The sequence below is a fragment of the Rathayibacter sp. AY1D1 genome, from assembly GCF_002932635.1.
Classification (GTDB): Bacteria; Actinomycetota; Actinomycetes; order Actinomycetales; family Microbacteriaceae; genus Rathayibacter.
Genome location: NZ_PSVY01000016.1, coordinates 1 through 18,200 on the forward strand (window position 1 = coordinate 1; position 18,200 = coordinate 18,200).

Genomic DNA, 18,200 nt, shown 5'->3' on the forward strand with positions numbered 1-18,200 from the left:
CCCCTGACCCCGTCCCCGCGACGCCGGTCCCCGCGAGACGCCCGGCCCCTCCCCGCGAGATGCCGCTCCGGCACGCGACTCGCCGACGGAGGTGTACGAGAGCGGAGTCTCGCGGAGGGGAGACGGGGGCCGGTCACCCGTAGAGTGGCCGGGTGGAAGCAGCCGACATCGCCGACGACATCACCGAGGTCCTCTACACCGAGGCCGAGATCCACGAGCGGATCCGCGACCTGGCCCGCGCCATCGAGCGCGACTACGCGGGCGAGAACCTGCTCATCGTCGGGGTGCTGCGCGGCGCCGTGATGGTGATGGCCGATCTGGCCCGCGAGCTCAAGCTCGACATCGTCATGGACTGGATGGCCGTCTCGTCCTACGGGAGCGGCACCAAGTCGTCCGGCGTGGTGCGGATCCTGAAGGACCTCGACTCCGACATCACGAACCGCAAGGTGCTGATCGTCGAGGACATCATCGACTCCGGCCTCACGCTCTCGTGGCTGCAGGGCAACCTCCGCAGCCGAGGCGCCGAGTCCGTCGAGATCTGCGCGCTCTTCCGCAAGCCCGCGGCCGCCAAGGTCGAGGTCGACGTGGCCTACGTCGGCTTCGACATCCCGAACGAGTTCGTGATCGGCTACGGGCTCGACTACGCCGAGCGCTACCGCAACCTCCGCGATGTCGCCGTCCTCGCCCCGCACGTCTACGAGTAGCCCCGCGGACACCGCGCAGGAGAGCCTCGAGCGGCTCTTCGCGGTGCCGCTGCTGGGCTACCACATGAGCTACCCGACCTCCCTGCGGGCCGACCTCGAGTTCAACTACTGGTGGCTCGCGCACGCGATCGACGCGGCCGTCGACGCCTTCGAGCGCACGGGCGACGAGGCGCACCTGGAGCGGGCCCGGCGGATCCACCGCGCGATCCGCCTCCGCAACGGCGGGCGCCTGGTCAACGGCTACTTCGACGACATGATGTGGCTCGGTGGCGCGCTCGCCCGCCTCGGGGAGGCCTCGGGCGACCCGCGCTTCCTCGACCGGGCCGACCGCCTGTGGCGCTTCGCCGTCGCGAAGGGCTGGAACCTCCGCCACGGGGCGAGCCTCGCCTGGCGCCGCCGGCAGATGGACTACAAGAACGCGCCCGCGAACGGCCCGTTCGCGATCCTCGGCGCGCGCCTGGAGCGGCTGCAGCCCGACGGCCGGGAGGAGCTCTCGCGCGCCGCCCTCGACTGGATGCACGTGCGCCTCCGCGACGACGACACCGGCTTCGTCGCAGACGGCATCGGCCGCGAGGGAGGCTCCGCGCGCGACGACTGGGCCTTCAGCTACAACCACGCCGTCTACATCGGCGCGGCGCTCGCCCTGCACCGCCTGCGGCCCGACCCCCGCCTGGTCGCCCACGCCTCCCGCACGGCCGAGGACCTGCTGGACCGGCTCGCCCCCGACGGCGTCTTCGTCGACCAGGGATCGGGGGACGGCGCCCTGTTCGGCGGCATCGCCTACCGGCACCTCGTCGACCTCGCCACGACGGGCGGAGTCGCGCCCGCGGTGGCCGCCCGCCTCCGCGGCTTCGTCGCCGGCAGCGTCGCCGCGCTGCAGAGCTCGAGCGTCCGCCGCGGCGTGCTGCTGGCCGGGCCCCGCTGGGACGCGCCTCCGTCGCTGCCCGCCACGCTCTCGGCCGAGATCGGCGCCGTGCTCGCCCTGGAGGCGTCAGCGCGACTGGACCGGTCGCCGGTGCCGTCAGACTGACGGGGTGAAGGCACCCGAGAAGCGCACCGTCGCCGTCGTGATCAACCCGAGCAAGTTCGACGACGTCGGCGCCGCGGAGGACCTGGTCGCGACGATCGCGCGCCGCCACGGCTGGAACGAGCCGCTCTGGTTCGAGACCAGCCCGGGCGACTCCGGTGCGGCTGCGGCCCGCGCCGCGCTCGAGGCGGGCCCGGACCTGGTGTGCTCGATGGGAGGCGACGGCACCGTCCGCGCCGTCGCCACGGTGCTGCGGGGGACCGGCGTCCCCTACGGCCTGCTGCCCAGCGGCACGGGCAACCTCCTCGCGCGGAACCTCGGGATCCCGCTCGGCTCGCTGCCCGAGGCGGTGGAGATCGCCCTGCTCGGGCAGGACCGCGCCATCGACGTGGGCACGGCCGCGTTCGACGACGGCGAGGAGCGGGTGTTCATGGTGATGGGCGGGGTGGGCCTGGACGCCGAGATCATGGACAAGACGGACGAGGAGCTGAAGAAGCGGGTGGGCTGGGGCGCCTACTTCGCGGCGGGGGCGCCGGCGATGTTCAAGGCCGGATTCGAGGTGACCCTCACGATCGACGGCGCGGAGGAGCCTCCGCAGCGCTGCTTCATGGTGCTGGCCTGCAACTGCAGCTCCGTGGTGGCGAACATCGAGCTGGCCGCGGGCGCGGTGCTCGACGACGGCGACCTGGAGCTGGTGCTGCTGCGTCGGCGCTTCGGCCTCGCGCTGGATGTCGCGACCGGCAACCGCAACGGGCTCGCCTCGCTCCGGCAGTGGCCCGGCCGCGAGTTCTCGTTCGAGCTCGACCAGCCGGTGCTCGCCGAGCTGGACGGCGATCCGGTCGGCCGCACCCGCTCCGGGCGCTTCGGCGTGGATCCGGGCGCCCTGCTCGTGCGCCTGCCGGTGCCGACGCCCCGGAGCCCGGGACTGACTCCGCACGACTCGGTGATCGTCGACACGTCCGCCATCGCGACGCTGCTCCCGGAGCCGCCCTCCTCCTGACGCTTGCGCGCTCTTCTTTACGGTTGTAAGTTATCTGACGGACGTAAAGAAGGCGCTCCTCGCGCCGGGAAGAAGGACCCCGTGACCGATCCGCGGCTCACCCGCTCGCGCGAGCTCCTGCTCACCGCGATCACGACGGCACTCGACCGCCCGGGCGACGACCAGCCCTCCATCACGGAGCTCTGCGGCGCCGCGGGCGTCAGCCGCCCCACGTTCTACCAGCACTTCGGCGATGTGCCGTCCCTGATCGAGGCCGCCGCGGTGGAGCGGATGCACGCGCTGTTCGGCGACGTCGCTCCCGGCACCGCCCCCGCCGACTGGGAGGGCGCGGTCCCCCGCATCGTCCGCGGCCTCCTCGAGGGCATGCTCGTGCACGCCGACTTCTACCGCCGCGTGCTGAGCGGAGGCACGGCCCGCGCCGTGCAGGAGTCGGTCGTCGCGTTCCTCGCGCAGCGGCTCCTCGCCTTCTCGCCCCTCGCCGAGCGCGGATCGGGCGGCGGCGACCACGCCCGCGTCGAGCGCTTCGCCGTCCTCCTCGCCGCCGGCACCACCTGGCTGGTCGTCGGCTGGCTCCTCGACGGCGACGCCCGCCGTCCCGTGGCCTCGGCCTCCGCCGACATCGCCGAGCTCCTCGTCACCGGAGTCGCCTCGCCGCGGCTCGCCGCCCTGCACTCCACGAAGTAGAAGGACCATGACCACCTCCCCGCTCCGCCGCGCCCTGCGCGCCGTGAACCCGCGCCTCGTCGTCGTCTTCGCCGCGATCGCGCTCATCCCGCTGATCTACGCGGGACTGCTGACCTCGGCCAACCTCGATCCCACGCACCACCTCGACACGGTGCCCGCCGCGATCGTCAACGAGGACACCGGCGCGACCGCCTCGGACGGCTCCGCGCTCGCCCTCGGCGACGACCTGACCGAGCAGCTCACCACCGACACCTCCGGCTCGGACTTCGCCTGGACGGCGACCGGTGCCGACGAGGCGTCCCGCGAGCTCGCCTCCGGCGACGTCCTCGCCGTGCTGACGGTGCCGGCCGGCTTCTCGGCCGACGTCGCCTCCGTCGGCGGCGACGACCCCGCCGCGGCCGTGCAGGCGAAGCTGTCGATCGAGACGAACGACGCGGCCAACCTGATCGTCGGCAACATCGCCTCCACCATCGGCACCACCGTGACGAAGACGCTGGAGGAGAAGGTCGGCGCGACCTACCTCGAGAACGTCTACCTCGGCTTCACCGACGTGCACTCGAGCCTCGAGCAGGCGGCCGACGGCGCCGCTCAGCTGGCGGACGGCGCCGGGACCGCCGCGTCCGGCTCCTCCGAGCTGGTCGTCGGGCTCGCGCAGCTGCAGGACGGCACCGCGCAGCTGGCGACCGGCGCCGACTCCCTCCGCTCGGGCGCGGGGAGCGCGGCCTCCGGAGCGTCCGACCTCTCGTCGGGACTCCAGCGGATCGCGAGCGGGACCGGTCAGCTGCCCGACCAGGCGGCGGCGCTCGACACGGGAGCCCGCACGGTCGCCGACGGCGCCCAGCAGCTCGACGGCGGAGCGGCGTCGCTCGCCTCGGGCGCCGCCGACCTCGCCGCGGGGACGTCGACCCTGAAGGACGGCGCGGTCTCGGCGGCATCCGGTGCCGCGGCGCTGGCCACCGGGTCCGCCTCCCTCTCCGACGGAGCGGGGAAGGCCCTCGCAGGAGCCCAGCAGCTCGCGACCGGTGCGGGAGCGCTCGCGACCGCCACTCCGCAACTCGCCACCGGAGCGACCGGAGTCGACTCCGGCCTCGCCTCCCTGCTCTCTCGGTACGACTCGCTGTCCGACGCCCAGCGCGTGGCCGAGCTGACCGCCCTCGAGAAGGGTGCGGCCGCTCTCGCGGGCGGAGCCGCCTCGGCGGACGCGGGCGCGCAGACGCTCGCCTCCGGTGCGACCGCGCTCGTCGGCGACGACGGCAGCGGACTGACGGCGCTCGCCGCCGGTGCCGCCACGGTCTCGGGCGGAGCCGCCGACCTCGCGACCGGCACCGCCGCTCTGTCCACCGGGGCGACCTCCGCCGCCGACGGCGCCCAGAAGCTGCAGACCGGTGCGCAGGCCCTCGCCCAGGGATCTGCGACCCTCGACGGCGGAGCCGCGCAGGTCGCCGGCGGAGTGGACACCCTCTCCGGCGCGGTCGGCCCGCTCACCAGCGGAATCGCCTCCGCGGCCGCCGGCGCCTCCGACCTCGCCTCCGGGACGGCCGCCCTCGCGACGGGCGCCTCGGACCTCGCGGACGGCGCCGAGACCGCCGCGACCGGCTCGGCCGACGCGGCCACCGGTTCGCAGGACCTCGCCGACGGGATCGACTCGCTCGCCTCCGGATCGCGCACCCTCGACACGAAGCTCTCGGACGGCGCGGACGACGTGCCCACCTACACCGGCGAGCAGGCGCAGGAGCTCAGCACCGTCGCGGCCGCCCCGGTCGGGATCGACGCCGAGCGGATGAACCGCGTGCCGTCCTACGGCTACGGCCTCGCCCCCTACTTCATGGCCCTCGCGCTCTGGGTCGGCGCGCTGGCCTTCTACCTGATGAGCGCCCCGCTCAGCTCCCGCCTCCTCGCCGCGCGCCGGCCCGCCTGGGTCATCGCGCTGCGCAGCTACCTGCCCGGCGCGCTGATGGCGGTCGCCCAGGGCGTCCTGGCCGCGCTCGTCATCCGCTTCGGAGTGGGCGTCGAGGCGTCGAACCTGCCCGGGCTGATCGGGATCGCCGTGCTCACGAGCCTCACCTTCGTGGCGATCAACCAGGCGCTGATCGCGCTGCTGGACGCCCCGGGCCGGTTCCTGGCGCTGCTGATGATCGTGCTGCAGCTGTCCTCGGCCGGAGGCACCTACCCGGTCGAGACCGCGCCCGCCTTCTTCCAGGCGATCCACGGCGTGCTGCCGCTGACCTGGACGGTGGAGGCGTTCCGCTCGCTGATCGCCGGCGGCAGCATCGGAGTCGCGCACGCGGTCCTGGTGCTCGTGCTCTGGCTGGTCGGGGCGCTCGCCGTGACCGTGCTGGCCGCCGCCCGCCGCCGCCGTGGCCTCGTGCCCGCCCTCCGCGACCCGGAGCCCCTCCTCGAGTCGGCCTGACCCGGGCTGTGCGGGCCCGGTCTGTCCGTCCGCGCCTCCTGCGTTCTCGCGGCGCGCCCCGCTCGGACACCCTCGCCCTCCCGAGACCGCAGTAGTCGTCGCTGTCGAGCTCGAGTGCGACAACTCCTGCGCTCTCACGGCGCGTCCTGCTCGGACACCTTCGCCTCCTTCCCGAGACCGTAGTAGTTGTCGCTGTCGAGCTCGAGTGCGACAACTCCTGCGCTCTCGCGGCGCGCCCCGCTCGAACACCTTCGCCCCCCCGAGACCGCAGTAGTCGTCGCTGTCGAGCTCGAGTGCGACAACTCCTGCGTTCTCGCGGCGCGTCCTGCTCGGACACCTTCGCCTCCTTCCCGAGACCGCAGTAGTCGTCGCTGTCGAGCTCGAGTGCGACAACTCCTGCGCTCTCGCGGCGCGCCCCTACCGCCGAAGCGCCGATCCCCGCGACCTCCACCCGCAAGGCAGAGGACGCGGACCGGGAAACGCGTGCCAGCGTTTCCCGGCAGTCCGACAGCACCCGCTCTGCGGAACGCACCCCGTCGCGAAGCCGACCGCGCGCGGGGATGCGGCCCGCCGCATCCCCGCCAGACCACACAGCCCGCGGCCGTTCGGCCCACGGCGAACGCGTGGGCGGCGCTCAGAGTGCGGGAGGTAGCCTGGCAGGCACAATCTCCTCGTCAGAAAGGCGCCGGGTGTCGCACCCGCAACAAGCATGAACGTGAAGCGCATCTTCCGGGGTCCCATCCTCTACGTCGTCCTGGCGATCGTCGCGGTGTGGATCGGCTCCTCGCTGATCACCATGTCCGGCTTCCGGCCGGTCACGACGCAGGAGGGTCTCGACCTCCTGAAGGACGGCAAGGTCGACTCGGCGAAGATCGTGGACGGCGAGCAGCGCGTCGACCTCACGCTCAAGCAGGCCGACGGCGACAACGGCACGCAGGTGCAGTTCTACTACGTGGCCCCTCGCGGCGCGGAGGTCGTCGACGCGGTGTCCGCGGCCGATCTCGGTAGCACCGGCTACAACGACGAGGTCCCGCAGACCAACTGGTTCCTCTCGGCTCTCGGCTTCCTGCTCCCCATCCTGCTGATCGGCGCGTTCTTCTGGCTGATGCTCTCGGGCATGCAGGGCGGCGGCAACCGCGTCATGCAGTTCGGCAAGTCGAAGGCGAAGCTCGTCTCGAAGGAGTCGCCCAAGGTCACGTTCGGCGATGTCGCCGGCGCCGACGAGGCGATCGAGGAGCTGCACGAGATCAAGGAGTTCCTCAAGGAGCCCGCGAAGTTCCAGGCCGTCGGCGCCCGCATCCCGAAGGGCGTCCTGCTCTACGGCCCCCCCGGCACCGGCAAGACCCTGCTGGCGCGCGCGGTCGCGGGCGAGGCGGGCGTCCCCTTCTACTCCATCTCCGGATCGGACTTCGTCGAGATGTTCGTCGGCGTCGGCGCGAGCCGTGTCCGCGATCTCTTCCAGCAGGCGAAGGAGAACTCGCCGGCCATCATCTTCGTCGATGAGATCGACGCCGTCGGCCGCCACCGCGGCGCCGGGATGGGCGGCGGTCACGACGAGCGCGAGCAGACCCTCAACCAGCTGCTGGTCGAGATGGACGGCTTCGACGTCAAGACGAACGTCATCCTGATCGCGGCGACGAACCGCCCCGACATCCTCGACCCCGCACTGCTGCGTCCGGGCCGCTTCGACCGCCAGATCGGCGTCGACGCCCCCGACCTGCTCGGCCGCAAGCGGATCCTCGAGGTCCACGGCCGCGGCAAGCCGCTCGCCGGCGGAGTCGACCTCGAGGTCGTCGCCCGCAAGACCCCGGGCTTCACCGGCGCCGACCTGGCCAACGTCCTCAACGAGGCCGCACTGCTCACCGCCCGCTCCAACGCGCAGCTGATCGACAACCGCGCGCTCGACGAGGCCATCGACCGCGTCATCGCGGGGCCGCAGCGCCGCACGCGGGTCATGCGCGACAAGGAGAAGCTGATCACCGCCTACCACGAGGGCGGACACGCTCTGGCGGCGGCGGCGATGCGCCACACCGACCCCGTGACCAAGGTCACGATCCTTCCGCGCGGTCGCGCCCTCGGCTACACGATGGTGCTCCCGCTGGAGGACAAGTACTCCACGACCCGCAACGAGCTCCTCGACCAGCTCACGTACGCGATGGGCGGCCGCGTCGCGGAGGAGATCGTCTTCCACGACCCCACGACCGGAGCGTCGAACGACATCGAGAAGGCGACCTCCATCGCGCGCAAGATGGTCACCGACTACGGCATGTCCGCGAACGTCGGAGCGGTCAAGCTCGGCCAGTCGTCGGGCGAGATGTTCCTCGGCCGCGACATGGGCCACCAGCGCGACTACTCCGAGCAGATCGCCGAGACGGTCGATGCCGAGACGCGCCAGCTCATCGAGCAGGCGCACGACGAGGCGTGGCAGGTCATCAACGACAACCGCGACATCCTCGACCGCCTCGCGATGGAGCTGCTCGAGAAGGAGACGCTCGACCACGACCAGCTGGCCGAGATCTTCAAGGACGTCCGCCGCATCGACGAGCGCCCGCAGTGGCTCTCGAGCGACAAGCGCCCCCTGTCCGACCTGCCGCCCATCGCGGTCCCGGTCGCCAAGGCGCCGATCGACTCGGGTGCGACCGACGGGGGAGTCTCCTCCGCCGGTGCGGACGAGGTCGCGCCGAAGCGTCCGCCGCTGATCAACCCGCGCCCCGCGACGGCGTAGCGCGCGCGTGCCCGTCGACAAGGCGCGCATCGAGGCGGCCGTCGCCGAGATCCTCGCGGCCATCGGGGACGACCCGGGCCGCGAGGGACTCCTCGACACGCCGCGGCGGTTCGCCGAGGCGTACGAGGAGTTCTTCGGCGGGTTCGACGACGACGCCGCGGCCCAGCTGACCGAGACGTTCGCGGTGGTGGAGGGCGGCCAGGAGTCGCCGCTCGACCAGACGGTGATCGTGCGCGACCTCGCCTTCCGCTCCGTCTGCGAGCACCACCTCCTGCCGTTCCTCGGCGTCGCGCACATCGCCTACCGGCCGCGCGAGCGGGTCGTCGGCCTCGGCCGGCTGCCGCGCGTGGTCGAGACGGTCGCGTCGCGACCGCAGATCCAGGAGCGGATGACCGAGCAGATCGCCGACGCGCTCGAGCAGGGCCTCGCTCCCGAGGGAGTGCTCGTCGTGGTCGACGCCGAGCACGGCTGTGTGCGGATGCGCGGGCCGCGCCAGACCGCGAGCTCGACCGTGACGGTCGCCGCCCGCGGCTCCCTCGCCGACCCGGCCGCCCGCGCCGAGATCATCGCGCTGATCGGCGCCGCGCGGGGGGAGTGACGTGGCCACCACCGTCGCCGACCTCACGCCGACCGGCCGCGCCGCGCTCCTCGGGATCCTCAACGTCACTCCGGACTCGTTCAGCGACGGCGGCCGCTGGCTGTCCGTCGACGACGCCGTCCGCCACGGCCTCGACCTGACCCGGCCCGCCGGGGACGGACCCGCCGCGTTCGGCGCGGACCTGGTCGACGTCGGCGGCGAGAGCACCCGTCCCGGTGCGGCGCGCGTCGACTCCGCCGCCGAGCAGGGCCGCGTGCTGCCCGTCGTCCGCGCCCTCGCCGCGGAGGGGGTGCGCGTCAGCATCGACACGATGAGCGCTGCCACAGCGGAGGCCGCTCTGGACGCGGGCGCCGTCGTCGTCAACGACGTCTCCGGCGGCCTCGCCGATCCGCGGATGCTCCCGCTCGTCGCCGAGCGCGGCGCCGTCTACATCGCGATGCACTGGCGCGGGCACAGCGCGGGCATGACCGCTCTCGCCTCCTACGGCGACGTGGTGGCGGACGTCCGCGGCGAGCTCGAGCGCCGCGTCGACGCCGCCCGTGAGGCCGGGATCCGGGACGACCGCCTCCTGCTCGACCCCGGCCTCGGCTTCGCGAAGGTCGGCGCGCACGACTGGGCGCTGCTGGCAGGGCTCGACGCGATCGTCTCGCTGGGCTTCCCGGTCCTGGTCGGCCACTCGCGCAAGCGGTTCCTCGCTCCGTTCGCCCCCGCCGGCGCCCCGGCCGCCGAGCGCGACGAGGTCTCCGCCATGCTGAGCCTCATCGCCGCCGAGCACGGCGCCTGGGGCGTCCGGGTCCACGACGTCCGCTCGTCCGCCCGTGCCCTGGCCCTCGCCGCCCGACTTCAGGAGGAGACCCCGTGACCGCGATCGACCCCGCCGCCCTCGCCGTGCGCGACTCCATCACCCTCACCGGGCTGCGCGTGCGCGCGCACCACGGCGTCTTCGACTTCGAGCGCGAGAACGGCCAGGACTTCGTGATCGACGCGACGGTCTGGCTCGACACCGCCCCGGCGGCCGAGGGCGACGCGCTGGCCGAGACGGTGCACTACGGCGAGCTCGCGATCGCCCTGGCCGACGCGGTGACCCGCGACCCGGTCGACCTCATCGAGACCCTGGCAGAGCGCCTCGCCCGGGTGGCCCTGGGCTTCGCCGCCGCCGACGTCGTCCGCATCACCGTCCACAAGCCGGACGCGCCGATCCCGCTGCCGTTCGAGGACGTCGCCGTGCAGATCACGAGGACCCGCTCGTGAGGCCGCGGCAGGAGCGCGTCCGCCCGGTGCGCCACGTCGTGCTCGCGCTCGGCAGCAACCTCGGCGACCGCCTGGCGCACCTCGAGGAGGCGCTGCGGGCCCTCGCCACGACGCCGGGCCTGCGCATCGAGGCGGTGTCCAAGGTCGTCGAGTCGCCCGCGTGGAAGCCCGAGGGCGTCGACGAGGACGCGCCCGGGTACCTCAACGCGGTCGTGACCGGCTCGACCGTCCTCGAGCCCGACGACCTGCTCGCGGCGACGGCGGCGATCGAATCGGCCGGCGGCCGGATCCGCGGCGAGGGCGAGGAGCGCTGGGGCGACCGGACCCTCGACATCGACGTGATCGCGGTCGGCGGCGTGCTCCGCGACGACCCGCACCTGACCCTCCCGCACCCGCGGGCGGCCGAGCGGGCCTTCGTGCTCGAGCCCTGGCTCGACGCCGAGCCGGCGGCGGTCCTTCCCGGAGCCGGACCCGTGGCCGAGCTGCGCGCACGGGCGACCGACCGCGTGACCGACCACCCGGCCGGGCTGACCTGGCCGGGGCGCGACTCCGCCCGCGGCAGCACCGCCGACCCCGAGAGCAGGACCCCGTGAGGCGCACCCGCATCAGCACCCTGCTCGGACTCGGCCTCGCCGGGGCCGTCGCGGGGTTCCTCCTCGACCTCGCGATCGCCGCCGCCGGCCGCCCCGTGCTCATCCCGCCGCTGACGGTTCCGCTGACCCTGATCGTGGTCGCCGCCCTCGTGCTCGGCTTCGCCGTGCCGATCCACCGCGCCACGAAGGGCACGCTGCGCCGGGCCATCGATCCGTTCCGGGCGATGCGCGTCGTGGTGCTGGCGAAGGCGTCCAGCCACGTCGGTGCTCTGCTGCTCGGAGCCTCCGGCGGCATCCTGGTATACCTGCTGAGCCGTGCGATCCCTTCGCTAGGCTCCGTGTGGCAGGACGTCGCGACCATCGTGGGTGCGCTCGTCCTGCTGGTGGCCGGCCTGGTCGCCGAGCACCTGTGCACCATCCCGCCGAGCGACGACGACGACAGCGCCGTCGGCGAGGTGAACCACGCCTGACGCCGACGCCCGGATCGCCGCGGGCAGTGAGGACGACGCCATGCCCGCCGAGCCCGAGGACGCGTCGCCGACGACCCGCCGCGACGCGAGGGGACGCCGGCGGGACCGCCTCGACATCACGGGGGAGTGGCGCCGCGTCTCGCCCCGGTACGTCGCGGTCGAGATCGTGTCGGCCGTCGTGTCGAGCGTGCTGCTGCTCGCCGTGCCCGTGGTGCTGATGCTGATCGGCCTGCCGTGGGGCTGGATCCCGATGGCCGCCGCGGCCGCCCTCGCGGTGACCCTCCTGATCGTGGCCCCGCGCCGTGCGCGCGCCTACGGCTACCTCCTGCGCCAGGACGACCTGCTCTTCCGCCGCGGCATCATGTTCCAGCGCTTCGTGTCGGTGCCGTACGGGCGGATGCAGCTCATCGACGTCAACCGCGGGCCGCTCGCCCGGGCGCTCGGCCTCGCCGACCTCCGCTTCGTCACCGCCGCCGCGGCGACCGGCGTCAGCATCCCGGGCCTGGCCGAGCAGGACGCGGAGGAGCTCCGCGACCGCCTGGTCGAGCTCGCCGAGTCGCGCCGGGCCGGCCTGTGACCGAGCTCCGCGCCGTCGAGACGGACCTCGCCGACGGGGAGTGGCACCGCCTCCATCCCGCGACCCCGGTCCTCAAGGGCGGGATCGGCCTGCTGGTCGTCCTCGGCATCGTGATCACGAACCTCCGCGAGCGCCTGGTCGAGCTGTTCCTGCCCGGGCCGGAGGGCTTCGAGAGCGGCGATCCGGTCGATGAGCTGCTGCGCCGCGGCCTCGTCGGCTGGGCGCTGCTGGCGGTCGCGGTGGGCCTGGCGGTCGCCGTCTTCGCGTTCTGGCTGTCCTGGCGGATGCACACCTTCCGCATCACCGACGAGGTCGTCGAGGTGCGCTCCGGCGTGCTCTTCCGGACCAACCGGCGGGCGCGGCTGGACCGCATCCAGGGCATCGCGGTGCAGCGTCCGCTGTTCGCCCGGCTGTTCGGGGCCGCGAAGCTCGAGGTGAGCGTGGCCGGGCAGGACGCGAACGTCCAGCTGTCGTACCTCGGCTCGCGGCTGGTGGACGCCCTGCGCCGCGACATCCTGCGGCTCGCCTCCGGGGTGCGCGAGCGGGAGGCGACGGTCGACGGCGCGGCGCCCGCGGGCGGGTTCCTGGCGCGGCGGCTGGAGGAGTTCGGCGAGCCTCAGGACGAGACGTCGCCCGAGTCGGTCGTCTCGATCCCGCCGGGCCGGCTCCTCGGCTCGCTCGTCTTCAGCGGCTTCACGCTGTTCCTGGCAGCCTCGGTCGTCGCCGTGGTGTTCGTCGCCGTCTACGGCTCGCCCTACGTGCTCTTCGCGATCCTGCCGGGCCTGATCGGCTCGGGCAGCTACTACGTCCGCCAGTTCGTGCGCTCGCTCCGGTACTCGATCGCCGCGACGCCCGACGGCGTGCGGGTCGGCTACGGCGTGCTCTCGACCAGCAGCGACACGATCCCGCCCGGCCGGATCCACGCCGTCGAGATCACGCAACCGCTGCTCTGGCGCCCCTTCGGCTGGTGGCAGGTGCGGATCGACCGCGCCGGCCACGCGGCCTCCCGCGGGGCGAACGGCGAGCCGAACACCACGATCCTGCCCGTCGGCGACCTCGCCGCCGTCGAGCGCGTCCTCGCCCTCCTGCTGCCCGGACCGGCCGAGGGAGCGGAGTCGACGCCCGTCGGAGACGCGCTCCGGCACCGCGACGCGGCCGGCTTCACCCGGGCGCCGCGCTCGGCGGTGTGGCTCCGCCCCTTCTCGTTCCGGAGGACCGGGTACCGGCTGACGGACGAGGTCGCGATCCTGCGCAGCGGAGCGGTCTGGCGGCGGGTCGCCGTGGTGCCCCTGGCGCGGATGCAGAGCGTCGGGGTCCAGCAGGGACCGCTCCAGCGCCTGCTCGGGCTGGCCTCGGCGCGCGTGCACACGGTGGCCGGCCCCGTCACTCCGCTCGTGCCGGTGATGAGCGCGGCAGACGGACTCGCCTTCTTCGAGAGCCTCGCGACGGCCGGAGTGCGGGCCGCCGACCGCGACGCGAGCCACCAGTGGGGGCGGCGCGCGGCCGCGCCCGCCCTGCCCGACTGGCCCGCTCCGGAGGGGGAACCGCATGCCTGAGAACCGCCGCGACGGACGCCTGGGCGTCGGCGTGATCGGTGCCGGACGCGTGGGCCCGGTGCTGGGTGCCGCGCTCGCCGGGGCCGGCCACGCCGTGATCGGGATCGCCACCACCAGCGAGAGCGGCCGCGAGCGCGCCGACGCGCTGCTCCCCGGAGTCCCCGTGCTCGCGATCCCCGAGCTCGTCGAGCGCAGCGAGCTGGTGATCGTCGCCGTCCCCGGGAGCGAGATCGCCGCCCTGGTCGCGGGGCTCGCCGCGACCGGAGCGTGGCAGCCCGGCCAGCTGGTGCTGCACACGGCACCCGAGCACGGCTACGGGGTGCTCGCGCCGGCGCTCGCCTCCGGGGTCATCCCCCTGGCAGTCCACCCGGCGATGGCCTTCAGCGGCACCAGCCTCGACCTGGCGCGCCTCGCCGAGACCTACTTCGCCGTGTCGGCACCGGGCCCGGTGCTGCCGATCGCGCAGGCGCTGGTGGTCGAGATGGGCGGGGAGCCGGTCACCGTGGCGGAGTCGGACCGCGCCGCCTACGCGGAGGCCGTCTCGACCGCCACGACCTTCTCGACCGCGATCGTCGACCAGGCGGCGGGACTGCTGGCAGGCATCGGCGTCGAGAAGCCGGGCTTCTTCCTCTCCAGCCTCGTCCGCTCCTCCGTCGACGACGCCCTGCGCCGCGCGGCGGGCTGACGGGCGGCGCCGCTCGAGACGCCGCTCCGCGGGTGGGACGCCGCTCGGGAGGCGGTGCCTCGCGGAGGAGCACGGCGTCTCCGTGCCGAGGGCCCCGGCGGCCGTGGGACCGCCGGTAGCATCGTCGGGTGATCAGCACCGTCCACCGCATCGGCGACCTCCGCGAGCGGCTGCAGGAGGCGCGGCGGGCCGGTCGGCGCATCGCGCTCGTGCCGACGATGGGCGCCCTGCACGCCGGGCACCTCGCCCTCGTCGAGCGGGGTCGCGAGCTGGCCGACGTCGTCGTCGTGTCGGTGTTCGTGAATCCGCTGCAGTTCGGTCCGACCGAGGACCTGGACCGCTACCCGCGCGACCTCGAGGGCGACACCGCCCTGCTCGACGCGGCCGGGGCCGACCTCCTCTTCGCTCCGGGAGTCGCCGAGATGTACCCCGACGGGCCGTCCTCGACGCGGGTCGTCGCGGACGAGGTCGGCGGCCTCTACGAGGGGCGCGCGCGGCCGGGGCACTTCGACGGGATGCTCACCGTCGTCGCCAAGCTCCTGAGCATCGCCCAGCCGGACGTCGCGGTCTTCGGGCAGAAGGACGCGCAGCAGCTGTTCCTCGTGCGCCGCATGGTCCGCGACCTCGACCTGCCCGTGGAGATCGAGGGCGTCGGCATCGTGCGGGAGGAGGACGGGCTCGCCCGCTCCAGCCGCAACCGCTACCTCGACGAGGAGCAGCGCCGCGCGGGCCTCGTGCTGCCGCGCCTCCTCGCGGCCGCCGCGGAAGCCGCGGACCGCGGTGCCGCCGCGGCGATCGAGGCCGCCGAGGCCGTCGCGCACGCCGAGCCGCTCGTTAAGCTGGACTACCTCGTCGTCGTGGATCCCGCGACGCTCCTCCCGGTCGACGCCGACCACCGCGGCCCGGCACTCGTGCTCGTCGCCGCGATCGTCGGCACCACCCGCCTCCTCGACAACGCCCCGATCCTGCTCGCCTGATCGCGGCCGTCCGCCCCGAACCGAAAGCACCGCGACCCCTCATGGCCGACACCCCCGACGTCCCCGAGACCACGACCCCCGCCGCCGAGCAGGCCGACTCCGAGCAGGCCGCCGCCGAGCGGGCCGCGCAGCAGGAGGCCTCCGAGCAGAAGGCCGTCCGCCTCGCCAAGCGCGAGCGCCTGCTCGAGCTCGCGGGCGACGACCTCGGCGCCGGCGCCTACCCCGTCGCGGTCGGAGTCACCGACACCATCGCGGCCGTCCGGGCGCGCCACGAGGGCATCGAGCCGGACGTGAAGACCGGCGAGCGCGTCGGCCTCGCGGGCCGCGTGGTGTTCCAGCGCAACACGGGCAAGCTCTGCTTCGCGACGCTGCAGGCCGGCGACGGCGAGCGGATCCAGGCCATGGTCTCGCTCGGCGACGTGGGCGAGAAGTCGCTGGCGGCGTGGAAGGAGCTCGTCGACCTGGGCGACCACCTCTTCGTCGAGGGCGAGGTCGTCTCGAGCAAGCGCGGCGAGCTGAGCGTGTGGGTGTCGGAGTGGACGATCGCCGCGAAGTCGATCCTGCCGCTGCCGAACCTGCACAACGAGCTCGGCGACGAGACCCGGATGCGCCAGCGCTACCTCGACCTGATCGTGCGCCCCCAGGCCCGCGAGACGGTCGTCACCCGCGCCCGCGTGAACGCCTCCCTCCGCGACACCTTCGCCTCCCACGAGTTCCTCGAGGTCGAGACCCCGATGCTGCAGGTGATGCACGGCGGCGCCTCCGCCCGCCCCTTCGCCACGCACTCGAACGCGTTCGACACCGAGCTGTACCTGCGCATCGCGCCCGAGCTCTACCTCAAGCGCGCCGTCGTCGGCGGCATCGACCGGGTCTTCGAGATCAACCGCAACTTCCGCAACGAGGGCGCCGACTCCACCCACTCGCCCGAGTTCGCGATGCTCGAGGCCTACCAGGCGTACGGCGACTACAACTCGATCGCCGACCTCACCCAGGAGCTGATCCAGAACGCGGCGCAGGCCGTCGCGGGCTCGCACGTGGTCACCTGGGCCGACGGCACCGAGTTCGACCTCGGCGGCCGGTGGGACCGCATCTCGATGTACGAGAGCCTGTCGCTCGCGGCCGGCATCGCGATCACGCCGGAGACGGAGCTCGCCGAGCTCGAGACCCTCGCCGCGCGCGAGGGCGTCGAGGTGCACGTCCCTACGCACGGCAAGTACGTCGAGGAGCTGTGGGAGCACTTCGTGAAGGGCGGCCTGACGCGTCCGACCTTCGTGATGGACTTCCCCGTCGACACCTCGCCGCTCGTGCGCGCGCACCGCAGCATCCCGGGCGTCGTCGAGAAGTGGGACCTCTACGTCCGCGGCTTCGAGCTGGCCACCGGCTACTCCGAGCTGATCGACCCGGTCGTGCAGCGCGAGCGCTTCGTCGAGCAGGCCCGCCAGGCCGCCGCGGGCGACGACGAGGCGATGCGCCTGGACGAGGACTTCCTCCGCGCCCTCGAGCACGGCATGCCCCCCACCGGCGGCATGGGCATGGGCATCGACCGCCTCCTGATGGCGATCACCGGCCTCGGGATCCGCGAGACGATCCTGTTCCCGCTCGTCAAGTAGGGTCGCAGGAGCCGAGGGGGAGACATGGTCAGGGCATCGAGCATCGTCGCGGCCGTCGCGGCGGGCGTCCTCACGATCGCGCAGTTCGGAGTGGGGACCGCGGTCGCCGCGAGCGTCCTCACCTCCTCCGGCGACGTCGGCACCGCGCTGGCCGACCGGCGGGCGGCCGAGGCGTTCACGCCCGACCCCACGATCGCCGGCTTCGCGGAGCGGACCGCCATGTCGGACCGCGGCCGCGCCCTCTACTACGCGTCGAGCCCGTCGGTCGAGCCGACCGCCGGCTTCAACGACCTCTGCGGCTACGGCGCCTCCGACGACATCGTCCTCGGCTGCTACACCGGCACCAGCATCTACATCTCGGACGTCGCCAATCCCGACCTCGACGGGATCCGCGACGTGACGGCGGCCCACGAGATGCTGCACGCCGCGTGGGTGCGGCTCGACGCGGAGGAGCAGGCCGAGCTGGGCGACGAGCTCGAGGCCGCGTACGAGACCCTCCCGCAGGACGGCACGATCGCCGAGCGCCTCGAGCTGTACCGCACCGGTGGCCTCGGCGAGCGCGTCAACGAGCTGCACTCGATCCTGGGGACCGAGGTGGCCGACCTGCCGCCGGCGCTCGAGGCGCACTACGCCGAGTTCTTCGACGACCGCTCCGTCGTCGTGGGCCTGAACGCCCGCTACGAGGCGGTCTTCACCGATCTCGAGAACCGCATCGAGGACCTGGTCTCCCGGATCGAGACGATGTACGCCGACCTCACGGCGCGGGTCGACGCGAACAACGCCGAGTACGACGCGCTCAACGTCGAGATCGACGACTTCAACTCGCGCGCCGACAGCGGCGACTTCGGATCGACGGCCGAGTTCGAGACGGAGCGCGCCGATCTGCTCGCCCGCAGCCAGGCCGTCGACGCCACCCGCGCCGCCATCGACGCGGACATCGCCGTGTACGACGGCCTGCGCTCGGAGCTGGAGGGCCTCAACTCCGACGCCGCGGCGTTGAACAAGTCGGTCGAGAGCCAGTAGCGCCCAGCGCCCGCGAAGGCCGCTGGGCGCACGGGCCTCCGGGCTCACGGCTCCCGCGCCGGTGCCGCGGGTAGGATCGCCGCATGGACTGGGAGCTGTGGAACCAGGGGCTGTGGGCCCTCGTGCCGACGATCACGGTCGGAGCCATCTTCTGGTTCGTGATGCGCGCCCTCATCCGCTCGGACCGCAACGAGCGCCGCGCGTACGACCGCATCGAGGCCCGCGAGCGCGAGCGCCGCGGCCTGCCTCCCCGCGACGCCTCCTGACCACCGCCGCCGCGCGGGTGCCTCCCGCGCCCGCTGAGCGGCTC

Annotated in this window: 18 protein-coding genes; all 18 read left to right on the top strand. The window is 73.6% G+C overall.

Annotated features, from left to right (window positions below):
• Positions 1 to 152: 152 nt before the first annotated feature.
• The 18 genes from hpt (at position 153) to C5C56_RS11145 (ending at position 18,156) form a co-directional block, all read left to right on the top strand.
• Positions 153 to 704 carry a hypoxanthine phosphoribosyltransferase gene (gene hpt / locus C5C56_RS11060; RefSeq protein WP_104224109.1) on the top strand — a complete coding sequence of 184 codons (552 nt, stop codon included), beginning with the start codon at positions 153 to 155 and terminating at the stop codon, positions 702 to 704.
• Positions 670 to 1,734 (top strand): glycoside hydrolase family 76 protein, encoded by a 1,065-nt coding sequence (locus tag C5C56_RS11065; protein ID WP_104319596.1) that lies wholly within the window; start codon positions 670 to 672, stop codon positions 1,732 to 1,734. Before hpt ends, C5C56_RS11065 begins: the two co-directional genes overlap by 35 nt.
• Before the next feature lie 4 nt (positions 1,735 to 1,738).
• On the top strand, positions 1,739 to 2,731 hold the full coding sequence (locus C5C56_RS11070) for a diacylglycerol kinase family protein (RefSeq protein WP_104234307.1): 993 nt from the start codon (positions 1,739 to 1,741) through the stop codon (positions 2,729 to 2,731).
• A gap of 81 nt (positions 2,732 to 2,812) precedes the next feature.
• Positions 2,813 to 3,415: a TetR/AcrR family transcriptional regulator gene (locus tag C5C56_RS11075; protein ID WP_104319597.1), complete on the top strand. Its 603-nt coding sequence runs from the start codon at positions 2,813 to 2,815 to the stop codon at positions 3,413 to 3,415.
• 7 nt (positions 3,416 to 3,422) lie between these two features.
• Positions 3,423 to 5,825 carry a YhgE/Pip domain-containing protein gene (locus C5C56_RS11080; RefSeq protein ID WP_104319598.1) on the top strand — a complete coding sequence of 801 codons (2,403 nt, stop codon included), beginning with the start codon at positions 3,423 to 3,425 and terminating at the stop codon, positions 5,823 to 5,825.
• Between the two features lie 709 nt (positions 5,826 to 6,534).
• A complete protein-coding gene (gene ftsH / locus C5C56_RS11085; RefSeq protein WP_104224104.1) occupies positions 6,535 to 8,550 on the top strand; it encodes an ATP-dependent zinc metalloprotease FtsH in 2,016 nt (671 codons plus the stop codon).
• Positions 8,551 to 8,557: 7 nt separating this feature from the next.
• Entirely contained in the window at positions 8,558 to 9,148 is a 591-nt protein-coding gene (gene folE / locus C5C56_RS11090) for a GTP cyclohydrolase I FolE (protein WP_104224103.1), read from the top strand.
• Position 9,149: 1 nt separating this feature from the next.
• Positions 9,150 to 10,010, top strand: a complete 861-nt coding sequence (folP, locus tag C5C56_RS11095) for a dihydropteroate synthase (protein ID WP_104224102.1) — start codon at positions 9,150 to 9,152, stop codon at positions 10,008 to 10,010.
• Positions 10,007 to 10,399: a dihydroneopterin aldolase gene (folB, locus tag C5C56_RS11100; RefSeq protein ID WP_104347803.1), complete on the top strand. Its 393-nt coding sequence runs from the start codon at positions 10,007 to 10,009 to the stop codon at positions 10,397 to 10,399. Before folP ends, folB begins: the two co-directional genes overlap by 4 nt.
• Positions 10,396 to 10,992, top strand: a complete 597-nt coding sequence (gene folK, locus C5C56_RS11105; RefSeq protein ID WP_104255533.1) for a 2-amino-4-hydroxy-6-hydroxymethyldihydropteridine diphosphokinase — start codon at positions 10,396 to 10,398, stop codon at positions 10,990 to 10,992. The genes folB and folK overlap by 4 nt, the downstream gene beginning before the upstream one ends.
• Positions 10,989 to 11,462 carry a DUF3180 domain-containing protein gene (locus tag C5C56_RS11110; protein ID WP_104226009.1) on the top strand — a complete coding sequence of 158 codons (474 nt, stop codon included), beginning with the start codon at positions 10,989 to 10,991 and terminating at the stop codon, positions 11,460 to 11,462. The genes folK and C5C56_RS11110 overlap by 4 nt, the downstream gene beginning before the upstream one ends.
• Before the next feature lie 40 nt (positions 11,463 to 11,502).
• Positions 11,503 to 12,039: a PH domain-containing protein gene (locus C5C56_RS11115; protein WP_104238408.1), complete on the top strand. Its 537-nt coding sequence runs from the start codon at positions 11,503 to 11,505 to the stop codon at positions 12,037 to 12,039.
• The gene (locus tag C5C56_RS11120; RefSeq protein ID WP_104319599.1) at positions 12,036 to 13,595 is read left to right on the top strand and encodes a PH domain-containing protein; all 1,560 of its coding nucleotides are present in this window, start codon (positions 12,036 to 12,038) and stop codon (positions 13,593 to 13,595) included. Before C5C56_RS11115 ends, C5C56_RS11120 begins: the two co-directional genes overlap by 4 nt.
• Positions 13,588 to 14,280 (top strand): Rossmann-like and DUF2520 domain-containing protein, encoded by a 693-nt coding sequence (locus C5C56_RS11125; protein WP_104224097.1) that lies wholly within the window; start codon positions 13,588 to 13,590, stop codon positions 14,278 to 14,280. The genes C5C56_RS11120 and C5C56_RS11125 overlap by 8 nt, the downstream gene beginning before the upstream one ends.
• A gap of 128 nt (positions 14,281 to 14,408) precedes the next feature.
• Positions 14,409 to 15,257: a pantoate--beta-alanine ligase gene (panC, locus tag C5C56_RS11130; protein ID WP_104319600.1), complete on the top strand. Its 849-nt coding sequence runs from the start codon at positions 14,409 to 14,411 to the stop codon at positions 15,255 to 15,257.
• A gap of 41 nt (positions 15,258 to 15,298) precedes the next feature.
• Entirely contained in the window at positions 15,299 to 16,867 is a 1,569-nt protein-coding gene (lysS, locus tag C5C56_RS11135; RefSeq protein WP_104319601.1) for a lysine--tRNA ligase, read from the top strand.
• A gap of 24 nt (positions 16,868 to 16,891) precedes the next feature.
• On the top strand, positions 16,892 to 17,890 hold the full coding sequence (locus C5C56_RS17870) for a hypothetical protein (RefSeq protein ID WP_104255539.1): 999 nt from the start codon (positions 16,892 to 16,894) through the stop codon (positions 17,888 to 17,890).
• An 83-nt stretch (positions 17,891 to 17,973) separates the two neighbouring features.
• Positions 17,974 to 18,156, top strand: coding sequence for a hypothetical protein (locus tag C5C56_RS11145; protein WP_104224094.1), 183 nt, complete (start codon positions 17,974 to 17,976; stop codon positions 18,154 to 18,156).
• The last annotated feature ends 44 nt before the right edge of the window (positions 18,157 to 18,200 follow it).